This is a genomic window from Streptomyces orinoci (genome assembly GCF_003121295.1).
Taxonomy (GTDB): Bacteria; Actinomycetota; Actinomycetes; order Streptomycetales; family Streptomycetaceae; genus Streptomyces; species Streptomyces orinoci.
The window spans coordinates 136,397-155,751 of sequence record NZ_PHNC01000006.1 but is presented as its reverse complement, the minus strand read 5'-3'; the positions used below and the strand labels follow the sequence as shown (position 1 = coordinate 155,751).

The window sequence follows — 19,355 nt, the reverse complement described above, 5'->3', positions numbered from 1 at the left end:
ACTGGCGGTGAAGGCTCCATGGGCCATTCGGGAAATGCTATCGGGGGGATATGACCCCCACGGCGGTACCCCGGGCGCCGCCTGGCCGGGTGAACCGGCGGGGCGACCGGTGTCCCCGCCGGGCGCCCGAGGAAGGGATCCGGCGCCGAACCGCCCACCAGGACGCCGACGGGCGCCATACCAGGAGGAATGCCGTGGATATGCCGATGGTGACCATCTGCCAGGTCGATGAATGCGCCTACAACCAGGAAAGCACCTGCCACGCCCTGGCCATCACCGTCGGAGATTCCCAGCACGCCCGCTGTGACACCTTCTTCTCCTACGCCGGCAAGGGCGGGGACGCCTCGGCCGTCGGCCGGGTGGGGGCCTGCAAGATGTCCGGCTGCCGCTACAACACGGCCCTGGAGTGCCAGGCGCCGGGCATCACGGTGGGAGCGGTCTGGGAGACCGCCGACTGCCTGACCTACACCTCCCGTTAGGGCCGTCCGCCTCCCGTTGGGGCCCGCCCGGCGGCCCTTGGCCGGCCGCCGGGCGGTATCACCCATTCGGCCGCGTCCTGTCGCCTCCCATGCGGTGCTGCCGCACGGTGCTAGATGGAGCACCCATTCGGAGGAGGCTGGAAATGATCAAGAAACTTCATGAGGCCGGACTGCGCAGCGAGCACGCCTACACCGCCGCGATGGCCTCGATCGGCCTGTCCGTCCTGTCCTGGGCCACCTCGCTCAAGGCCGAGTCGGCCGGCGTGGAGCGCGCCGACCGCTGGGGGATCTTCATCGGTGAGTGGGCACCCACCTTCTTCGGCCTCGGGCTGGCCCTCGCCCAGTTCGAACGGGACTGAACCCGGCGCAGGGCACCGAGGACGGCAGCGGTAGAGTCCGGCGGTCCAGTCGTCGCCGCCAAGGAGGCAGCAGATGTCCGGCCCGCCGACCTACCAGGACGTCCTCGACGCCGCCGAGCGTATAGCGCCGCACGCCCACCGCACCCCGGTGCTGCGCTCCCGGCTGATCGACGCCGAGCTCGGCGCCCAGGTGCTCTTCAAATGCGAGAATATCCAGCGCATGGGCGCCTTCAAGTTCCGGGGTGCCTATAACGCGCTGTCCCGCTTCACCCCCGAGCAGCGCCGGGCCGGGGTGGTCGCCTACTCCTCCGGCAACCATGCGCAGGCCATCGCGCTGGCCGCCCAACTGCTCGGTATTCCGGCCACCATTGTGATGCCCCATGACGCCCCGGCCGCCAAGGTGGCCGCCACCAAGGGATACGGCGGGCGGGTCGTCGGCTATGACCGCTACACCGAGGACCGGGAGGAGATCGGCCGGGCGCTGGCCGCGGAGCGGGGGCTGACGCTGATCCCGCCCTATGACCACCCCCAGATCATCGCCGGGCAGGGCACGGCCGCCAAGGAACTCTTCGAGGAGGCGGGCCAACTGGACGCCCTCTTTGTGCCCTTGGGCGGCGGCGGGCTGCTCTCCGGAACCGCGCTGGCCGCCGAGGCGCTGGCCCCGCGCTGCACGCTCTATGGCGTGGAGCCGGAGGCCGGTGACGATGGACGGCGCTCCCTGCGCGAGGGCCGCCTCGTGCGTATCGAGACGCCCCGGACCATCGCCGACGGGGCGCAGACCGAGCAGCTGGGCAGCCTGCCCTTCGCCCTGCTGCGCCGGGCCGCGCCGGAGATCCGGACCGTCCGTGACGACCAACTGGTCGAGGCCATGCGGATGTTCTTCACCCTGATGAAGATCGTGGTGGAGCCCACCGGCTGCCTGGGCCTGGCCGCGCTGCGCGAGATGGCGGAGCAACTGCGCAGCCGGCGGGTGGGGGTCATCGTCAGCGGCGGCAATATCGACCCGGCCCGGTTCGCCGCCCTGGTGAGCGGCGGCGCCTAGCGGCCGCGCCGGGCGTACTCCCGGCACAGCACCCGCAGGGTGGTGAGCGCCGGCGGCCGGGCCGGACCGGCCGGCAGGGCGGCGCCCTTGGCCAGGGCCGCCTCGGCGGTGCGCATCTCCAGTTCGAGCATGGCGCGGACGAAGGAGCGGTTGGCCGGCGGTGTCAGGCGGACCAGGGGACGGGCGGCCAGCAGATCCTCGCGGGCCCGCTCCAGCAGGGTGCGCAGCAGGGACCGTACGCCCGCCGTGTCCCGGCCGCACTCCAGGTCCTCCCGGCTGACGCCGTGCCGCGCCAGCGTGCTCACCGGCAGGGTCAGCCGGCCGGAACCCAGGTCCTCGGCCAGGTCGTTGACGAAGTCCAGGCGCTGGCTGCCGTCGATATAGGCCCGGCACAGCCGGCGGGCGGCCGACGGGTCGGCGTCCGGTGCCAGCAGCAGAGTGGCGATGAGCATAAAGGCGGGCAGTGAATAGGCGTCCACATAGCGCTGGTAGTCCGCCTCATCGGGGAACCCGGTGAACTCCCGGTCCAGCAGGGCCCCGGCGAGGAACTCCTCGACCGGGCGGCGCAGGGCGGGGCGGGCGGCCAGGGTGTGCAGCAGCGGCCGGAGCTCCGGGTCGGTGCTCTCCCCGGTGGCCAGGGCGGAATGGACCTCTTTCTCCCAACTCGCCCAGGCCGTACCGTCGTCGGCGCCGTCCAGCAGGGTGTCGGTGCGGTGCATAAAGGCGGTGGCGGCGATGATGTGCGGCGCCAGGGCCTCGGGCAGCAGCAGCCGCACCGCGGCATAGGCGTGCCGCCGGTAGGCGGCGACCTGCTGCCGCTGGCGGGTGTAGTCCGCCCGCAGCCGCGGGTGGTCGATGCCCGCGAGGGTGAGGGTCCGGTCCCAGTTGCGCATATGGTTCTCCCGCGGACGGCGACAAGCGGACCGAGCCTATCGCCCGGGAATCAACGGCGCCCGTCCGGGTCGGCAGGCATCCGGCGATGCCGGTGCCAAGTGTGCGAGGGGCGTGGTGACTTGCCCGGTGCCGGGGGTCTGCAGCCCCCCGGGCGGAGCCGGGCCGCCGGTCAGCTCAGCCGGGTGTCGGCGTAGACGGCCATGGCGTCGCGCTGGTAGACGGCCAGCCCTTCGGCGATCTTGTCGTAGTTCTCGCGGAACCGCGGGTCATCGACATAGGTCTGGCCCAGCCCCTTGTACGCGGCCGCGTTGGGGGTCCAGAACCGGCATACGCTCTGGTGGTGCACCTCCATCTCGGCCTGCACCGCGGCGTCGGTGACGGGGGTGCCGGCCGCCATGAACTCCGCCAGGCGGATCATCTGGGCGGTCACCGCGCGCTGCCACCGCTCCATGTCCTCGGCGGTCATCGCCGCGGCGGCCTGCCGGGACTGCTCCCAGTGCTCCGGCCACCGCTCCCGTACCTCGGCATCGATCTCCGGGGACTGCTCAAAGCCCTCGAAGAGGTTCTCCGGCCGGTTGATCTTCACCATGTGCTGTCCGTCCTTGTCTTCCTCCAGTTCGGCGATGGTGCGGCCAATGGTGCGTACCAGCGTCTCCAGGCGCCGCTGTTCCGCCAGCAGCCGTTGCCGGTGCTCCCGGAGCACCGCCACCCGGTCCACCTGGCTGTCCAGCACCGCCCGGATCTCGCGCAGCCCCAGGTCCAGCTCCCGCATCAGCAGGATCTGCTGGAGCCGCAGCAACTGGGCCTCCTCGTAGTAGCGGTGGCCATTGCCGCCGATCCACGCCGGGGGCAGCAGACCGATCTCGTCGTAGTGCCGCAGGGTCCGGGATGTCACCCCGGACATCCGGGCCACCTCCGCGATCGACCAGGCCATGGCTCCGCCCTCTCATCGCCGGGCCGGTCCTTCCGGCCCTGGAGAAGACGGTAGAAGTTGACGCAGCGGAAAGCGCAAGCGGCGTTTCCCGGGCCCGCCCCACCGGCGGTCAGCCGATGACGGTCGCCCCCTTGACGGCGCCCTCCCGCAGCAGCCGCCACATATGGCGGCGGCGCGGCTTGCCGCTGCTGGTCCGTTTGAGCAGGCCGCGCCGTCCGGCGACCAGGGTGAGCGAGGGCTCGGAGCCCAGCTCGTTGCGGAGCGCACCGGTCACCGCCTCGGTCCAGGGGCCGGGGGCGGTCTCCACAAAGACGGCCAGGCCGGGCCTGCCCCGGTCGTTGACGGCGACCACCGCCACCCGTTCCTTGTCCACCCCGGCCGCCGCCGCCACCTTGGCGTCCAGGTCGTCCACATAGACACTGCGGCCGCGCAGCTTGAGGCTGTCTCCCATCCGGCCCAGGACGAACAGCTCGCCATGGTGGCGGAACCCGGCGTCCCCGGTGCGCAGTTCACCGCCCACAAACCGGGTGGAGCCGCCCTGGCGGCCGGCATGGTAGCCGTCGGCCACCGAACTGCCGGTCACCGCGATCTCCCCCAGGTGGCCATCGGGCAGCGGGCGCCCCTCCTCGTCCAGGACGCGGACGCCGATGCCGTCCCCCGAGTGCGGGGCGCCATGGCCCACCAGCCAGCCCGAGCCCGGCTCAATGGGCCGGTCGCCCAGCTTGGCCTCCTCGGTGATGGTCACCGCCTCGCCCATCCGCAGCGCGGCCCAGTCCGGGCGCACCAGCAGCACCGGTCCGTCGGCGCCGGTGACCGCCAGGGTGTTCTCGGCCAGTCCATAGGAGGGCAGATAGGCGTCGGGGGAAAAGCCGGCCGGGGCCGCGAAGCGGGCGAAGGCGTCCAGCGCGGCCGGGTCGATCACCTCGGCGCCGGTGATCACCGTGCGCCAGCCGGACAGGTCCAGCTCCGCCAGCCGCCCCGGGCGCACCCGGCGGGCCGCATAGGCGAAGGCGAAGGAGGGTGCCGCCGAGTGCGCCGCCCGGCCCGGGGCGAAGCAGGCCAGCCAGCGGGCCGGATCGCGGATGAACTGCTCGGGCCGCATCAGCCACAGCGGGCTCTGGGCGGCCACCGGGAAGAGAAAACAGCCGATCAGGCCCATGTCATGGTGCAGCGGCAGCCAGGAGGCCACCCCGTCACCGTCCCGCCAGCCCGACATCCGGCGCTGCACCGCATGGTTGGCGGCCAGGTTCGCCCAGGTGACCCGCACCCCGCGGGGCTCCCCGGTGGAGCCGGAGGTGAACTGCAGCAGGGCGGTCCCGGCGGCCGGGCGGACATCGGCGGCCACGGTGCCCTCCCGGGGCGTCCAGGGTGCGTCCCGGCGTCCGGCCTCGGCCATCGCCCGGGCGGCCAGTGGGGCGTACTCCTCGGCACAGACCACCAGGGAGGGTTCCGCCTGCCGGAGGATGGCCGCCAGATACCCGGTGTACTCCGCGTCGGTCTGGAAGGACGGCGGCAGCAGCGGGGAGACGGTGGCCCCCGCCGCCCAGACGGCGAACAGAGCGCTCGCCAAAGGACGTCCGCTGGGCAGCACCAGGCAGACCACCGAGCCCGGACGCACCCCGGCCGCCGTCATCTGTGCCGCCATCCGGCGGGCGGACAGGGCCAGTTCGCGGTACGGGACGAACTCCCAGCCGTCCGTGTCATCGGCGAAGCGCACCCCGTGCCGGGGATGGGGATCGGTCAGCCAGGAGACCAGAGGCGACATGGCGCGGCCCTCCTATCGTTCGCCGGCCGCAACGGTCTCCAGCGGCGCGGCCGCCGGAAGCCTGCCCGGCCGGGGGAAGAAACGTCCGGTGTGGGTGAGGTAGTCGCGGTACTCCGCGCCGAACTCCGAGGCCGCCAGCCGCCGTTCCTCCCGTACCGCGGTAAGGCGCAGCGCCAGGAAGCCATAGAGGGCCAGGGCCAGGGTGGGCCAGTGCGGCCAGGCCAGCAGGCCGGAGCAGAAGGCCAGCAGGAAGGCGGTGTAGAAGGGGTGCCGGATCCGGCGGTAGGCGCCATAGGTCACCAGATGCCGGGGGGCGTCGTCGTCCTGGTGCCACAGGGCCAGCGGAATGCGGTGGGTGCCCAGAGTCATGGAGATCAGCGCTATCGAGGCCGCGTTGAGCACCACCGCGGCCAGGACGGTGCCGGTGCGCCAGGCATCGGGCAGCAGCGGCTGCCAGTGCAGGGCGGTGGCCGCGGCGACCAGTGCCGGGCAGAGGAAGAACGGCAGCGCGGTCAGCCACCACTTGAGGTTGAACCGGCCGTCCGGCCGGAAGAAGAGCCTGGGCAGCGCGCCGATCAGGCCGAAGTTCAGCAGGAGGAGCAGGAGAGCGGAGCCGTCCATGGGTCGGGTGGTCCTTTCGCGCTTGTGTCGGGTGGTTACGGCCGGACGGCCGGTTCCCCGGCGACGGGGGAAGTGCGGGCCGGGCGGGCCGGGCGGCCCGGCAGCCACCAGTTCCAGTCGCCCATCAGCTGCATGGCGGCGGGCACCACCACCAGCCGGATGACCGTGGCGTCCAGGGCGATGGCCACGGCAAGTCCCAGGCCCAGCTGCTGGATCGGCATGATGCCGGTGAAGGCGAAGGCACCGAACACCGCCACCATCAGCAGGGCGGCACCGGAGATCAGCGGAGCGGTACGGGCCATCCCGCGCGCCACACTGGAGGTGTTGTCCGCCCCGCCGTCGAACTCCTCGCGGATCCGGTGCAGCAGAAACACCTCGTAGTCGGTGCTCAGGCTGAACAGGATCGCCAGCAGCAGCACGGGTACGAAGTTCTGCAGATAGCCGAACTCCTGGAAACCCAGCGGGCCGGCGAGCGCCGAGTGCTGGAAGACCAGCACCAGCACGCCATAAGTGGCGCCCAGCGACAGCAGGTTGATCAGGATCGCCTTGACCGGCAGCAGCACCGAGCGGAAGGTGACCAGCAGCAGAAGGTAGATCACCACCAGCATCACCAGGATCACCGCGGGCAGCCCGTCCTCGATGGCGGCATTGGCGTCCACGCCCTCCGCCGACTCGCCGCCGACCACGGCACGCAGACCGGGGGCGTCCAGCTCCCGCACCAGCGAGCGCATCGAGGAGACCAGGGCCCGCGAGACGGCGGCGGAGGCATGGTCGTCGCCGATGACCTCCAGCACCAGGGTGCGCCGGTCGGCCGAGACAAAGTGGTCCACGGTGGCCCGGGCATCGGCGGGCAGTTGGGCGAAGACCGCCGGTTCCAGCGCGCCGAGCGGACGTCGGGGGCTCGCCCCGCGCAGCGCCTCCAGCGGCGAGTTGACGCCGGTGACATGCGGCAGCGCGGCCAGCCGGTCGCGCAGCAGGGGGATCTTCGCGGCCCCGGGTGCGGCGGTGAGCGGGGTACGGGAGGTGATGACCACCTGGTGGGGGGAGGCGGTGCCGGGGCCGAACTCCCGGCGCATGGCGTCGAATCCCTGGCGCACCGGGGAGGAGGCGGGCACGATCCGGGCGTCCGGGGTGAAGGTGCGCAGCGACAGCGAGGGCGCGGCCAGGGCCGCCATGGCGATGACGGCGGTGAGCAGAAAGAGCACCGGCCGGCGCATGATCTGCCGGGCCACCCGCTGCCAGCGCCGCCCCCGTTCCCCGGACGGGGCACGCCGGCCGGGCAGCCGGCCCCACAGCACGCGGTCACCGAGCAGCCGCAGCACCAGGGGGAGGACGGCCACCGAGGCCAGCACGGCGAAGGCGACCACCACCACAATGCCCAGGGCGATGGACTGGATCACATTGAGATCCACCAGGAACAGGCTGGCCATCGCCAGGATCACGATCAGCCCGGAGAACACCACCGTCCGCCCGCTGGTGCGCAAGGTGGTGACCAGCGCCGCCTCCTGGCCGCTGCCCCGGGCGAGTTCATCGGTATAGCGGGAGATGATGAACAGCGAATAGTCCACGCTCACCCCGAGGCCGATCATCGTGGCGGCGTTCTCCACAAAGAGGGACAGCTCGAAGTGCCGGGCCAGCAGCGACATCAGGCCCAGGGTGAAGACGATGGCGGTGGCGGAGACCACAAAGGACACCACCGCCGCGGCCACGGTCCGGTAGAGGAGCAGCAGGATCACCAACAGCAGGGGGAAGGTGATGAGTTCGGCCTTCTCCAGGCCCCGCTGGCTGAGGGTGTTGATCTCGCCCCACAGGGTTCCGGCGCTGACCAGCGAGACCCGCAGCCCCTCGGGGGCGAAGCGGTGCTCCGTGTCCTTCTGGACCTCGGGCAGGACACGGCGGGCGGTGCCGTCGTCCAGTTCCAGCCCGACCAGGGTGATGGCGGTGCGCCGGTCCTTGCCGAGGAAAGTGCCCCGGGCAGCAGGGGAGAGGGTGGTCCAGCCGTAACTTCCCACCGTGCGCAGCCGCTTGTCGCCGGTGACCCGGTCCACGGCCCGGCGCACCCGCTGCTCGAAGTCCGGGTCGGTGGCGGTGTTGCGCTCGTCCCTGACCACCAGGGTGAGATCGCTGGCGCCCCGGTCGGCGAAGCCCGCGCGGGTGGCGGCGATGGCCTGCTGGGAACCGGAGCCGGGGACGTACCAGCCGCCGCCGCTGAGCCGGTCGGCGATGGGCAGCGCGGCGACCCCGGCGGCCACCAGGGCCACCAGCCAGAGGGCCAGCAGGGGCCACCGGAACCTGGTGAGTGTCCGGATCAGACGTTGCGACATGGCGGGCTCCGCTCTCCCGGGCGCGTCCGTCAGGCCCGGACGCCGACGAGACCGGCGAGTTCGCCCAGGGTGGTGATCTCGCGCAGCTCGTGTTGGGTGAAGACGGTGTCGAACTCCTCCTGGAGGTCCACGGCCATCTCCACCAGCCGGAAGCTGTCGGCGGCCAGTTCACGCAGGCGGGTGCCGGGGGTGAGCTGCTCCACCGGGATGGAGAGGGTGGCGCTGATGCGCTGGGCGACGTCGTCGAAGGTGAGGGCGGGCACGGGGCGCTCGCTTTCCGGTACGGGGGAACGGGGTCGGATGGCCACGGCGAAGGAGAGGTGGCCCTGGTGGAGCCGGGCGCTGCTGTAGCCGAAGAGGGTGCCGGGGTGCGGGCGGGCGCGGGCCCGTCCGCAGCGGGCCGCCGGGTCGGCGGTGATGTAGTCCGGCAGAACGGTGCGGTGGTTGAGCGGATCGGCCTTGAACAGCGCCTCCTTGACGGTCCACAGCCGCAACCGATGGGCGGCCCGGGCGTCTTGGGGGAGCGAGTCCAGCCAGGACCGCTCGCGCGGGTCCAGAAAGAAGCGGGAGGTGTCCACCGGTGCCGTCCGGTCCGCCTCCAAGTCCACGCCCAGGCCGTGCTGATGGGTCATTGCCGTGCCCGCCGCCACCGCCGCGCCGTCGGTGTGGGAGAGCGACAGCCGCCAGTGGGGGAAGGTATGGGCGGTGGTGTCGGGGGGCAGCCCCAGCAGGCCCAGCAGCACCTTGAGGGCGTGCCGGGAGATCAGCCACTGGCGGCGGGCCCGGGGCGGCACGGCGGCCAGCCGCTCCCGCTCCCGGCGGGTCAGGGTGTCAACGGCCAGTGGCCGCCGGGTCCATACCGCCAGCACCGGCACCCTCATGCGTCCGGGGAGCGGTCGCCGAGGAAGGCTATCCGCTCGCCGTACTCGGCCAGCGTCTTGGCATAGACCTCCTCGTCCGCCGCGGTGAACCGGGCGAGGGTGTCCTCGATGAGCTCCTGGCCGTACTTGGCCGCCATGCCCTCCAGGGCCTCACGGACGTACTTCACATGCCAGCGCTCGTCTTCCATGATCTTCTCAATGGTCTGCCGGACCCTGGGGTGGACGTCCGGAGCCCGCAGATGCCGGTGGTACTGGCCGATCACCCGCTTCTCGAAGACCTGGGTGATCGCCATGACCTCCATCAGATTGGCGGGCAGGCCCACCGCCTCCAGATACCGGTCCTGGTACGAGCCCTGGAGCTTGCGCGCGCTGTAGCCGAGGTCTTCGATGCAACGCGTCCAGAACTTGGCGTGGTTGGCCTCGTCGGCGAAGTGGTGGGTGACATCCGCCTGCAACGGCCCGCCGCGCAGGGTACGGGCCACCTGCCCGAAGAACAGGGCACCGTTGATCTCGGAGGAGCGGTAATAGCTCAGCAGCCAGAGGTCGTTCTCGGAAAGAGTCACTTCTCATGTCTCCTCGGTCCGGCGGCCCCACCGGGAGGCCACCAGCCGGGCACAGGTGGCCTCGGCCAGAGCGAGCGGGTCGGGAGCCGCATAGCCGGGCCAGACGGCGCGCAGTGCCGGATTGTGGAAGGTCTTGGGCAGATAGAGCTGGTGGGCGAAGGGCGAGACCGAGGACAGCGACTGGTGAACGGGGCCGGCCCGCAGCTGGTCCGCGGCGTTCAGCAGGTCCTGGAAGCTCTCCCGGTCGCAGGGCAGCGGCCGCAGCACCCCGCGCCGCCGGAACGCCTCGTCCCTCTCGAAGACGGTGAAGGCGGTGTCCAGCAGCTCGCCCAGCGAGGCGGTGCCGGCCGGGTCCGGGCAGATGTGGAAGACACCACCGCCGGTCGCCGGGTCCAGCAGCCGGGCCACCGCGGCGGTGGTGAAGGCGGCGGTCGCCAGGCTCAGCGGGGTGCCCCGGTCCCCGGGCACCAGGGAGAGCAGCCCGTAGTAGAAGAGCTTGAGAGTGTTGTGAAAGGCGTTGTACTGCACCACCCGGCCGTCGTCGTCCTCGGCGACCAGGGTGGGCAGCCGGAACACCGACACCGGCAACCGCCCGGCCGCGTCCAGCACTTGCTCCTCCGCCGCCCACTTCGACCACTCGTAGTGGTTGACGAAACCGGCGTCCGGCAGCCGCTCTTCATGGACATCGCCCCGGCGGCGGCCCGCCGCGTAGAGGGTGGACAGCAGGGCGAACCGCTGGAGGTTGTCACAGCGGGCGGCCAGCGCCAGCAGCCGGGCGGTGCCCTCGGTGTTGACCCGCCGCGCGGTCTCGCGGTCCACATTGAACCGGGTCACCGCGGCGGCATGGACGATCCGGGTCACGCCCCGGGGATCGAGGTCCGCCCAGGCGCCGTCCCGGCCGGCATCGGCGGCCACCACCCGGGCCCGGCCCATGGCCCCGGGGCCCAGCTCGGCGGCCAACCGCTCCCGCTTGACGGCCAGTTCGGCCCGGTCCGCGGCGCGTACCGTCAGGATGAGGTCGTCCTCGTCCCTGCCCAGCAGGGTGGCGGCGAGCCGCCGGCCGAGATAGCCGTCCGCGCCGGTGATCAGCGTGGTTCCCCTCATGGCGCCCCACCGCCGAGTTCCGCGCACACCTTGGCCGCGGCCGCCTCCAGCGACGGCCAGCGCTCCGGGTCGGTGCCATGGCGGTCGGTGAGGGCGAACAGCCAGCGCTCCAGGCCGAAGGCCACACAGGCGCTGTGCACCGGACGGCCGTCGAGCGTCAGCCCGAAGCCGGTACCGAAGTGGTCATGGTGCCGGTTGGTGGAGGCGATGGCCAGGTCACCGCCGTAAATGGCCTCGTACTTCACCGGATCCACCCGCTGGAGCAGATAGCGCGGATTCTCCCGTGGCCGGAAGAAGGGATCGGTGGCCGGGTGCCATTGCGGTTCCAGGCCGGCCAGCGGGAAGAACAGCTCCAGGGCCTCCCGGGCCAGCCGGAGGAACTCCGCCGTATCCGCCCCGGTGCCCAGGCAGACCACCTCCCGCATGGTGAAACCGCTCAGCCGGCGCAGCGGGACATACTCCCGCTCCCGCCGGAAGCAGCTGTTGCGGGTGGTGACGAACTCCGGCCCGGCCAGCGAGTGTCCCAGGCGGTCACTGAAGACGTGGTAGCAGGCGGCCGGGGTGAGCACCTCGGAGAGCGGGGACAGCCGCGCCTGGGCCAGGGCGCCGTGCTCATCGACCACCGGACCGTCCAGGAACGCCTCCAGATCGGCCTCCTCGGGACTCAACCGGGCGGCGAAGGACGCCTGATGGGGAAAGGAGCGCAGATAGCCCACCCGCTGCAGCCGCTCGGCCGGGAGCGAGCAGGGGTGCCGCTCCTCCCGCGCCCGCCACAGCCCGGCCAGCCGGACGAAGGCCCGGTCGCAGTCCTCGGCCAGCGCCAGCAACGGGCCGCGCAGCGCCGCCTGCCCCGAGGGCTGCCAGGACAGCCCGATCCGGGCCAGCTCCGCCGGTGAAGGGCTCATGAGGCCACTCCGCTCCTGGCGTAGCGGCGCACCATGGCGTCAATGGACCGGAAGTCGCGGGGGCTGAGCTCCTCGACGTCGATGGGCTCCCCGCACAGCCGCTCCAACAGCAGCAGCAGTTCCGGCAGATGCACCGACCTGAGGTACCGCTCCTCGAACAGGGCGGTGCCGTCGGTCAGCGCGGCAGTCTCCCCTTCGCCGCTCTTCGACCGTATCCAGGACCGCAGTTGGTCCCGGAACTCCTGCTCAGAACGCATCCACCGGCTCCTTGTCGAGAATTCCACCGGACAGCAGAAATGTGGTGACCTTCCGGGACACCCGGCGGCGGTGCTCCCGCTGCGCCGGTGCCAGCCAGGCCCGTTCGGCGGTCTCCCATGGCTCGTCCAGCCCGGCGTCGGCATAGACATCGGGGTTGTAGTACTCCCGCCAGCTGGTGGTGAAGAACTGCCGCAGATGGTCGCGGACCCCGGCCACCGTGCCGCCGTCCCAGGAGGGGGAACAGGACTCCCACAGCGCGGCCACCAGACGGCGGCCGAAGACCAGATGGCGGGACTCCTCGAAGTGGTGGTTGTGGTTGATGAACCGGGCCACCGGGTGCAGCCGGGAATCCCTGGACTGCACCAGGTTGTAGTGGTCCACGATCTCCTCGAAGATCATGGTCCGGGTGAAGAAGAGAAAGTCCTCCACATCCCGCGGCCGCTCGTCCCGGGACTCCTCGAAGGAGAACTGACGGCTGCGGTAGACCTTGGCGTACCGGGTGCAGAAGCCGCCGAAGTAGATGCTGTGCTTGTTCTCCTCGTCCAGGAAGTGGTGCAGATACCCGGCGACGTCCAACAGGTCCTTGCGGTACAGCCGTTCGGCCAGGCCCTGCATCAGGCCCTTCTCGCCATGGATGTTGAGGCTGTAGAAGTTGGCGGCCTCATGGAAGGCCAGCCGCCGCCGGGCGGCCTCGTCCAGCCGCTCCCAGAACTCGGTGCCGTAAAGGCTCAGATACTCGGGCGAGCCGAACCACTCCTCCTCGGGCCGGACTTCGGCCGGCCACTCGACCGCGGTGTAGGGGTTCTGGTAGGAGCGCTGGGAAAGCCGGCTCAGCCGCTCCACGGTGGGGCCCAGCGAGGCCAGGGCCTCGGCCAGCCGGGCCTTGCGGGCCTGGGAAGTGCTCATACGGCCCTCACGGCGTCGGTGGCCTCCAGGACCAGGCACTGCCAGTTGAGCCCGAACCCGGCCATCACCAGGGCCAGCCGCTGGCCGGGGCGCACCTGTCCGGTGGCCAGCAGCTCGACCAGGTTGACGATGTTGTCGGCGGAGATCACATGGCCCACGTCGGGCATGGAGGAGAAGAAGACCTTGCCGAAGTCCACGCCCAGCAGCCGGGCCAGGATCTGCCAGGCCTTGTCATTGGTGTTCTGGGTGACCACCCAGTCCAGGTCGGCCGGGGTCATCCCGGCGCGGTCCAGGGTCTCCCGCAGCAGCCGGTGGGTGTAGCTGAAATAGCTGCCCACCGTCTCGTCGTCCCCGGCCCGGCCCAGGCCCCCATTGGTGATCTGATGGGCCGTCACCAAACGGAAGGCGGCCGGCTCCCGGCCCACCACACAGGCGGCGGCGCCGTCCGAGATCAGGTTGTACGCCTGCTCGTACTTGGCCCCCTCCGGGAACCGGTCGGCGGTCACACACAGCACCCGGTTCCAGCCCGGCTCCGCCCGCAGCAGGGCGTCGGCCAGCCGCACCGAGCCCAGCATGGCGGTGCACGCCTGCTGGTTGAGGCCGAAGACCACGGCCTCGGACAGCCCGAACTCCGCCTGCAGCCGGCCGGCGGGGAAGTCCATCAGATGCTTCACATCCCGGCTGCGCTCCCACTCGCCCGGATCACCGGCGTTGGCGTTGCCGGGCAGACAGGTCGCGTAGACGATCGCGTCCACCCGGCCCAGCCGGCCGGTGGCGGCCAGTTCCCCGGTCACCCTCCTGGCCAGGTCATAGGAGCCGGTGCCGGGCTCACAGATGTGGTGCCAGCGGAAGCCCGCCGACTCCAGGTCCGAAGGCGCCGAGACCAGCCGCCCGGCCTCGGCCGTTTCCTGTACCAGCACTTTGCGTTCGCCCAGTGCGTAGACGAATGAGTCGACGAAGACACCCGTCACTGACAACTCCCCAGGATTGCCGTCGCGAACCGCGCGCTTCCCGTGGTCATCGCCGTCCGCTCCATCGCGGACGGGACCATCGGCCCGATGGAGGCCGGTAACGCCCCATCGGAGCCACCCGGTTCTCCGGTCGAAGGCGGCATCCCCGTCACGCCTTCGCCCCCCGGCTCCATGATTCCGCGCGGCCATCCGTCCCGTCGATGGCCGTTCGCTGCGGATCACGGGGGTGCGGTTGTGCACCGAGCACAGGTGTTCCTGGGCGCGGGTCCGTTGTGGCCGGTCACGCCCATGCGGCGGAGCCGCATAACGCAGCCGCCCCGCGCTGCGCGCCACGCCCTCCTACGGGGCGTCCAGGGGCAGGGTGTGCACGGCCAGCAGGGCCATCCGGCAGGCCAGTTGGTGGCGGTCGTCGTCCAGGGAACGGCCGGTGAGCACCTCGATGCGGCGCAGCCGGTTGAGCACGGTGTTGCGGTGGCAGTGCAGCTCCTCCGCGGCCCTGGCCGCCGAACAGCCGCAGTGGAACCAGGAGTCCAGCGTGCTCAGCAGCAGGCCGCGCTCCTCCTGGGCGCATTCCAGCAGCCCGCCGAGGGCGTGCTGGGCCAGCCGCCGCGCCACCTGGGGGCTGGTCACCACAAACGCCTCCAGCAGCCGGTCGTCGAAGGCGGCCACTCCCGCGGTGCCGGGCGGCAGGGTGCGCAGCGCCGTCTCCGCGCCGTGATACGCGGCCGCCAGCTCGGCCAGGCCGCCCGCCTCGCCGGAGACGCCCACCCGGCGGGCGGTGGTTGCGGAGAGCCGGTCCAGCAGCCGGGGCAGCTCGGTGTGCCCCAGCTCCAGCAGGCCGACCTCCCGGTCGGCGCGCAGCCCCCAGACGGCGCGGACCGCGTGGCCGGGCAGGGCGGCGGCGAGCTCCCGCCCCGGATCCCCGCCCCCGGCGTCCAGGGCCAGTACCAGGAACCGGCCGTGGGCCGGCAGCCCCAGGGTCACCCGGGCCTCGGCGGCCACCGAGGGGTCGGCTCCCCGCCCCTCCAGCAGGGCGTCGAAGAGCGCGTCCCGGCGGGCCGCGTCCTGGCGACGGGCATCGGTCTCCGCCGAGCGGTAACCGGCGACCAGCGCCGAGGAGTAGCTGTCCAGCACCTCCCACACCGGGCCGCTCTCGTCCAGCAGCCGTTGCAGCGTGCCGGGGGAGTCCGCACGGGCCTCGTCGAAGAGCTTCTCCCACAGCAGCTGGGTGGCCAGGCGGTGCACCCGGAGCATGGACTCCACCGGCACGCCCTCCCGGGCCCGGCAGTGCCCCCAGGCCAGCGGCACGGCCAAGGGGTCCCCATGGACGGGGGTGTTGCCGGATTTCTCGGAGTTTCCGGGGTTCCCGGAGTTGTCGGTGTTATCGGCAATGTCAGCGATAAAGCGCAGAAATCCCAGAATGTGCTCGCGCACCGAACGCCTGAGGTCGGCGGCGGGCACCTGGTCGAGATAGCGCACCTCCCGCTCCTCGGCCAACGCCAGCAGTTCCTCGACCAGTTGCGGCACCCGCCTGATCAAGGTCCGGGCGAGCGCGGGGACCACCGAGCCCTCCGGGTCCAGCGGCAGCGGTCCGGGCAGGCGTATTGGCCACGCCTCGCTCCGCTGACGCTCGGCGCCCCCATGTGCGGTGTACATATGGGTCGTTAACGACATATGAGGCTCCCTTCGCCGGCCGTTCCTGGTCCACGGCCGTTCTCCGTAGGCTACGGGGGGTGACGAAGGAGTCGCCCATTGGTCATCACGATGTGGCCACCGCCACGCCCGCCGCTGTGGTCTCTTTTGCGTCACCTTGCGGGGCCTTCGGCAATCGGCCGTAAACCAGCCCTGGCCCGCCCTGTTCCGCCTGATGGGACGGACCGGTGGCCCGTACGCACGCTCGACTAGGGTGCGCCCATGAGTTCTCGGGAATACCTCTCCGGCCTGTTCTCCCTCGACGGCCGGATCGCCCTGGTGACCGGCGGCAGTTCGGGCATCGGCCGGGGCATAGCCCTGGCCCTGGGCCGGGCCGGAGCGAGCGTGGTGATCGTGGCCCGGCGGGAGGCCGAACTCGCCGAGACGGTAAGCGAACTGACCGGCCATGGCTGCCGGGCCGCCTGGGTGAGCGCCGACCTCGCCACCCGGGAAGGTGTCCGCACCGCGGCCGAACGGGCGGCCGGGATCTTCGGGGAGCCCGACATCCTGGTCAACTCCGCCGGAATCAATCTCCGTCCGCCGATGAGCGAACTGGGCGAGGACGTCTGGGACACCACCATGGCCGTCAACCTGGACGCCCCCTTTCTACTGGGGCAGCGGTTCGGTCCCGGCATGGCCCAACGCGGCTTCGGCCGCATCATCCACATCACCTCCCAGCAGGCGCACCGGGCGTTTGTACAGAGCGGCGCCTATGGCGTCTCCAAGGGCGCACTGGAATCACTGGCCCGCTCCCAGGCCGAGGCCTGGTCGCCGCACGGCGTCACCTGCAACACCCTGGTGCCGGGCTTTGTGATGACCCCGCTCAACGCCCGGCTGTCCGCCGACCCGGCCAAGGTGGCCGCCCTGGCGGACCGCACCCTGACCGGCCGCAACGGCCTGGCCGAGGACTTCGCCGGGGCGGCGGTGTTCCTGGCCAGTGCGGCCTCCGGCTATGTCACCGGGCAGACGCTGTTTGTGGACGGGGGATTCTCCGTGCACTGATGCGGCGCACCCCCCGATCGGGTAACCCACCGCCGTTCCCGCCCGGACGGGCCCTCGCCGCCCATACCCTCCGGAGTCCGGGATTCCATACAGCTCGGGTTCCGTACGGCTCGGATTCCGTACAACTCGGATTGATACAGCTCGCATTCGTACAGCTCGCATTCGTACAGCTCAGGCGGAGGGTGTATGCGGCGCAGGGACGTACTGCGGTATGGGGCGGTGGCGGCCGGGGCGGTGGGCGTCGGACTGCCCGCCATCAGACCCGCGGCGGCCCGTGACCAGCGGCGGGTGGCCGTGCTGGGAGCGGGGGTCGGCGGGCTGACCGCCGCCCATGAACTCGCCGAGCGCGGCTTCGAGGTGACCGTCTACGAGCGCCGCCTCGTCCCCGGCGGCAAGGCCCGTACCCTCTACGCCCCGCGCACCGGCACCGGGGGCCGCCGGGACCTGCCCGGGGAGCACGGCCACCGTGCGGTGTTCGGCTTCTACCACAACCTCCCCGACACCCTCCGGCGCATTCCGCTCCCCGGCGGCGGCACCGTCCATGACAACCTCGCCACCGTGGAGTGGATCGAACTGGCCCGCAATGGCGGCAGGTTGACCACCCCCATTCCCCTCCGGGACTGGAAACCCGCACCGGGCGATGCCGGATCGCTGGTCACCTCGCTCACCGGACTGATCGGCGAGAACCTCCGGCTGCCGCCCTGGGAATCGGCCTTCCTGGCCAAGCAGTTCGCCATGCAGTTCACCAGCTGTACCGAGCGCCGCTTCGGGCAGTGGGAGTATGTGGACTGGTGGCGCTATATCCAGGCGGACCGGATGTCCCAGGACTACCAGCGGCTCTGGGGCGGCGGAGTGCAGATCCTCCAGGCGCTCAAGCCACGCACCGCCAGCACCCGCACCTGCGGCCAGGGCTTTGAGGCCATCTTCTGCGACCTGGCCGGGCGCGGCAGCGACGGCCCCGTGGACCGGATTTTCAACGGCCCCACCAGCGAAGCCTGGATCGAGCCCTGGGCCGCCCATCTGCGCTCGCTGGGAGTGCGGTTCGCCTTCGGCTGCTCGGTGGAGAAACTCCGGCTGCACCAGGGCCGCGTCGAGGCGGCCGCCGCCCGCGGCCCGGACGGCAGGCCGGCCAGGATCGACGCCGACTGGTTCATCGCCGCGGTGCCGGCCGACCGCGCGTCGCGGCTGTGGGACTCCGCGCTGCGCGCCGCCGACCCCCGGCTGGGCGCCATGGACGGGCTCCAGCAGACCTGGTGCAATGGCATCCAGTTCTTCCTGCCCCGCCCCTCCGGCGTCGTCCGGGGCCATATCGAGCATGTGGACTCGCCCTGGAAGCTGGTCTCCGTCCCGCAGTCCGCCTTCTGGCGCGCCCCCTTCGCCCGTACCTGGGGTGACGGCACCGAGCAGGAGTCGCTGTCGGTGGTGATCTCGGACTGGGAGACCCCGGGCCCGCTGCACGGCAAACCCGCCAGGAACTGCACCCGGGCGGAGGTGGCCCAGGAGGTGTGGGCGCAGCTGAAAGCGGATCTGAAGGAGCTGGACAAGGCACCGCCGGACCGCTGGTATCTGGATGAGGCGATCACCGAGCAGGGCGGTCAACTCCGCAATGACGACACCTTCTTGATGAACACCACCGGATCCTGGGACCTGCGGCCGGAGGCCGCCACGGCGGTCGGCAACCTCTTCCTGGCCGCGGACTATGTCCGCACCCACAGCAATGTGGACTTCGCCTCGATGGAGACCGCCAACGAGGCGGGACGCCGGGCGGCCGCCGCCGTGCTGGCGGCCGCGGGAGCGGCGCGGGGCGGGGCGGTACGCACCTTTCAGGGCTATGAGCCACCGGAGCTGGCGCCCGCCAAGGACCAGGACCGGGAGCGCTGGCGGCGGGGCCTGCCGCACATTCTGGACACCGAACGGCGCTGACCGGCCCGCGGGTCAGTTCGCGCTGTCCAGGCAACGGCGCAGCACGCGGACGCAGTTACGGGCATAGGCCCGCTGGAACAGCGGCCCCAGCGGGCCGGCCGCCCGGGTGTACCAGCGGGCCGGCCGGCTGAAGGCGGTCACCGTCAGGCGCACATCCTCCGCGGCGTCCATGGTCACCACAAAGGACTCCTCACCGCACTCCGGATGGCCCGCCAGGGTGCCATAGGCGAACCCGGCACGCCGTGGGCCGTGCTCGGCCCACACCACCTCGCAGGGGGCGGTGATCCGCAGCGGTCCGCACACCAGGGTCGGGGTGACCCGGACCCCGGGCGCGGCGGGCGGGGTGCCCTCGGCGATCCCTACTCCGGCGGCGCGGTGCATCCGCCAGCCGAGCACGGCCTGTGCCGCCGCCTCGAACACCGCCCGGCCACGGCCCAGATAGCCGCTGTGCCGCAGCTGGTGGTAGCCGGGCGGCAGCTTGTCCCGCCGGGTGGCGCCGACCTCGGGGTAGCTGAAAGCAGTCATCGGTCGCAGTATGCGGCACCGGCCGTCCCGTCCGCGCGCCGGGCGTCCGGCGGGGGTCATGTCCCGTGTAGTGGTGCAGCCGGGGCGAGTTGGGGTGCGTCGGCGCTGGGGAATCTCCGGACGATGCCGGTGCGGCGCTTGCGCCGGCCGGAGCCGTGCACGGACCACGGTCGGAGCACCCGGCCGGCCGGGTCGGCTGCCCAGTCC

19 protein-coding genes are annotated in these 19,355 nt (G+C 71.7%); 5 read left to right on the top strand and 14 right to left on the bottom strand.

What is annotated here, in order from left to right; all coding sequences use genetic code 11:
- The first annotated feature begins 200 nt into the window (after window positions 1–200).
- From CV755_RS02615 to CV755_RS02605, 3 genes are all read left to right on the top strand, one after another.
- The gene (locus CV755_RS02615; protein ID WP_241560960.1) at window positions 201–479 is read left to right on the top strand and encodes a DUF1540 domain-containing protein; all 279 of its coding nucleotides are present in this window, start codon (window positions 201–203) and stop codon (window positions 477–479) included.
- A 143-nt stretch (window positions 480–622) separates the two neighbouring features.
- Window positions 623–838, top strand: a complete 216-nt coding sequence (locus tag CV755_RS02610; protein ID WP_109278469.1) for a hypothetical protein — start codon at window positions 623–625, stop codon at window positions 836–838.
- Window positions 839–911: 73 nt separating this feature from the next.
- Complete coding sequence (locus CV755_RS02605) at window positions 912–1,880, top strand: threo-3-hydroxy-L-aspartate ammonia-lyase (RefSeq protein WP_109278468.1); 969 nt, start codon at window positions 912–914, stop codon at window positions 1,878–1,880.
- Here the strand turns inward: CV755_RS02605 and CV755_RS02600 are convergent.
- From CV755_RS02600 to CV755_RS02540, 13 genes are all read right to left on the bottom strand, one after another.
- A complete protein-coding gene (locus CV755_RS02600) occupies window positions 1,877–2,773 on the bottom strand; it encodes a squalene/phytoene synthase family protein (protein ID WP_109278467.1) in 897 nt (298 codons plus the stop codon). The two genes, CV755_RS02605 and CV755_RS02600, sit on opposite strands and share 4 nt — an antisense overlap.
- A gap of 170 nt (window positions 2,774–2,943) precedes the next feature.
- Entirely contained in the window at window positions 2,944–3,708 is a 765-nt protein-coding gene (locus CV755_RS02595) for a MerR family transcriptional regulator (RefSeq protein ID WP_109278466.1), read from the bottom strand.
- Window positions 3,709–3,817: 109 nt separating this feature from the next.
- Entirely contained in the window at window positions 3,818–5,473 is a 1,656-nt protein-coding gene (locus CV755_RS02590) for an AMP-binding protein (RefSeq protein WP_109278465.1), read from the bottom strand.
- A gap of 12 nt (window positions 5,474–5,485) precedes the next feature.
- Entirely contained in the window at window positions 5,486–6,094 is a 609-nt protein-coding gene (locus CV755_RS02585; RefSeq protein WP_109278464.1) for a methyltransferase family protein, read from the bottom strand.
- A gap of 35 nt (window positions 6,095–6,129) precedes the next feature.
- Window positions 6,130–8,418: an MMPL family transporter gene (locus tag CV755_RS02580; RefSeq protein WP_109278463.1), complete on the bottom strand. Its 2,289-nt coding sequence runs from the start codon at window positions 8,416–8,418 to the stop codon at window positions 6,130–6,132.
- A 29-nt stretch (window positions 8,419–8,447) separates the two neighbouring features.
- Window positions 8,448–9,299, bottom strand: coding sequence for a 4'-phosphopantetheinyl transferase superfamily protein (locus CV755_RS02575; protein WP_153068566.1), 852 nt, complete (start codon window positions 9,297–9,299; stop codon window positions 8,448–8,450).
- Window positions 9,296–9,862 (bottom strand): ferritin-like domain-containing protein, encoded by a 567-nt coding sequence (locus CV755_RS02570; protein WP_109278461.1) that lies wholly within the window; start codon window positions 9,860–9,862, stop codon window positions 9,296–9,298. The genes CV755_RS02575 and CV755_RS02570 overlap by 4 nt, the downstream gene beginning before the upstream one ends.
- Window positions 9,863–9,865: 3 nt before the next feature.
- Window positions 9,866–10,966 carry an SDR family oxidoreductase gene (locus CV755_RS02565; protein ID WP_109278460.1) on the bottom strand — a complete coding sequence of 367 codons (1,101 nt, stop codon included), beginning with the start codon at window positions 10,964–10,966 and terminating at the stop codon, window positions 9,866–9,868.
- Window positions 10,963–11,871, bottom strand: coding sequence for a class-II aminoacyl-tRNA synthetase family protein (locus CV755_RS02560; protein WP_109278459.1), 909 nt, complete (start codon window positions 11,869–11,871; stop codon window positions 10,963–10,965). The genes CV755_RS02565 and CV755_RS02560 overlap by 4 nt, the downstream gene beginning before the upstream one ends.
- Entirely contained in the window at window positions 11,868–12,128 is a 261-nt protein-coding gene (locus CV755_RS02555) for an acetyl xylan esterase (RefSeq protein WP_109278458.1), read from the bottom strand. Before CV755_RS02555 ends, CV755_RS02560 begins: the two co-directional genes overlap by 4 nt.
- Window positions 12,118–13,035 carry a diiron oxygenase gene (locus tag CV755_RS02550; protein ID WP_109278457.1) on the bottom strand — a complete coding sequence of 306 codons (918 nt, stop codon included), beginning with the start codon at window positions 13,033–13,035 and terminating at the stop codon, window positions 12,118–12,120. The genes CV755_RS02555 and CV755_RS02550 overlap by 11 nt, the downstream gene beginning before the upstream one ends.
- Complete coding sequence (locus CV755_RS02545; protein WP_161968577.1) at window positions 13,032–14,006, bottom strand: 3-oxoacyl-[acyl-carrier-protein] synthase III C-terminal domain-containing protein; 975 nt, start codon at window positions 14,004–14,006, stop codon at window positions 13,032–13,034. The genes CV755_RS02550 and CV755_RS02545 overlap by 4 nt, the downstream gene beginning before the upstream one ends.
- A 339-nt stretch (window positions 14,007–14,345) precedes the next feature.
- The gene (locus CV755_RS02540; protein WP_153068564.1) at window positions 14,346–15,680 is read right to left on the bottom strand and encodes a PucR family transcriptional regulator; all 1,335 of its coding nucleotides are present in this window, start codon (window positions 15,678–15,680) and stop codon (window positions 14,346–14,348) included.
- A 240-nt stretch (window positions 15,681–15,920) separates the two neighbouring features.
- Between CV755_RS02540 and CV755_RS02535 the strand changes: the two genes are divergently transcribed.
- Both CV755_RS02535 and CV755_RS02530 read left to right on the top strand, forming a co-directional pair.
- Window positions 15,921–16,700: an SDR family NAD(P)-dependent oxidoreductase gene (locus CV755_RS02535; protein ID WP_109278454.1), complete on the top strand. Its 780-nt coding sequence runs from the start codon at window positions 15,921–15,923 to the stop codon at window positions 16,698–16,700.
- Between the two features lie 186 nt (window positions 16,701–16,886).
- Window positions 16,887–18,623: a hydroxysqualene dehydroxylase gene (locus tag CV755_RS02530; protein WP_109278453.1), complete on the top strand. Its 1,737-nt coding sequence runs from the start codon at window positions 16,887–16,889 to the stop codon at window positions 18,621–18,623.
- A gap of 12 nt (window positions 18,624–18,635) precedes the next feature.
- Here CV755_RS02530 and CV755_RS02525 read toward each other — a convergent pair whose 3' ends face one another.
- Window positions 18,636–19,148: a DUF1990 family protein gene (locus CV755_RS02525; protein ID WP_109278452.1), complete on the bottom strand. Its 513-nt coding sequence runs from the start codon at window positions 19,146–19,148 to the stop codon at window positions 18,636–18,638.
- Window positions 19,149–19,355 lie beyond the last annotated feature (207 nt).

Excerpts from the sequence above, each read along its gene's own strand:
- CV755_RS02615 (WP_241560960.1), top strand. The coding sequence starts at position 201 with ATGCCGATGGTGACCATCTGCCAGGTCGATGAATGCGCCTACAACCAG.
- CV755_RS02580 (WP_109278463.1), bottom strand. The coding sequence starts at position 8,418 with ATGTCGCAACGTCTGATCCGGACACTCACCAGGTTCCGGTGGCCCCTG.
- CV755_RS02595 (WP_109278466.1), bottom strand. The coding sequence starts at position 3,708 with ATGGCCTGGTCGATCGCGGAGGTGGCCCGGATGTCCGGGGTGACATCC.
- CV755_RS02610 (WP_109278469.1), top strand. The coding sequence starts at position 623 with ATGATCAAGAAACTTCATGAGGCCGGACTGCGCAGCGAGCACGCCTAC.
- CV755_RS02585 (WP_109278464.1), bottom strand. The coding sequence starts at position 6,094 with ATGGACGGCTCCGCTCTCCTGCTCCTCCTGCTGAACTTCGGCCTGATC.
- CV755_RS02525 (WP_109278452.1), bottom strand. The coding sequence starts at position 19,148 with ATGACTGCTTTCAGCTACCCCGAGGTCGGCGCCACCCGGCGGGACAAG.
- CV755_RS02605 (WP_109278468.1), top strand. The coding sequence starts at position 912 with ATGTCCGGCCCGCCGACCTACCAGGACGTCCTCGACGCCGCCGAGCGT.
- CV755_RS02530 (WP_109278453.1), top strand. The coding sequence starts at position 16,887 with ATGCGGCGCAGGGACGTACTGCGGTATGGGGCGGTGGCGGCCGGGGCG.
- CV755_RS02565 (WP_109278460.1), bottom strand. The coding sequence starts at position 10,966 with ATGAGGGGAACCACGCTGATCACCGGCGCGGACGGCTATCTCGGCCGG.
- CV755_RS02600 (WP_109278467.1), bottom strand. The coding sequence starts at position 2,773 with ATGCGCAACTGGGACCGGACCCTCACCCTCGCGGGCATCGACCACCCG.
- CV755_RS02560 (WP_109278459.1), bottom strand. The coding sequence starts at position 11,871 with ATGAGCCCTTCACCGGCGGAGCTGGCCCGGATCGGGCTGTCCTGGCAG.
- CV755_RS02590 (WP_109278465.1), bottom strand. The coding sequence starts at position 5,473 with ATGTCGCCTCTGGTCTCCTGGCTGACCGATCCCCATCCCCGGCACGGG.
- CV755_RS02535 (WP_109278454.1), top strand. The coding sequence starts at position 15,921 with ATGAGTTCTCGGGAATACCTCTCCGGCCTGTTCTCCCTCGACGGCCGG.
- CV755_RS02550 (WP_109278457.1), bottom strand. The coding sequence starts at position 13,035 with ATGAGCACTTCCCAGGCCCGCAAGGCCCGGCTGGCCGAGGCCCTGGCC.
- CV755_RS02575 (WP_153068566.1), bottom strand. The coding sequence starts at position 9,299 with ATGAGGGTGCCGGTGCTGGCGGTATGGACCCGGCGGCCACTGGCCGTT.
- CV755_RS02540 (WP_153068564.1), bottom strand. The coding sequence starts at position 15,680 with ATGTCGTTAACGACCCATATGTACACCGCACATGGGGGCGCCGAGCGT.
- CV755_RS02555 (WP_109278458.1), bottom strand. The coding sequence starts at position 12,128 with ATGCGTTCTGAGCAGGAGTTCCGGGACCAACTGCGGTCCTGGATACGG.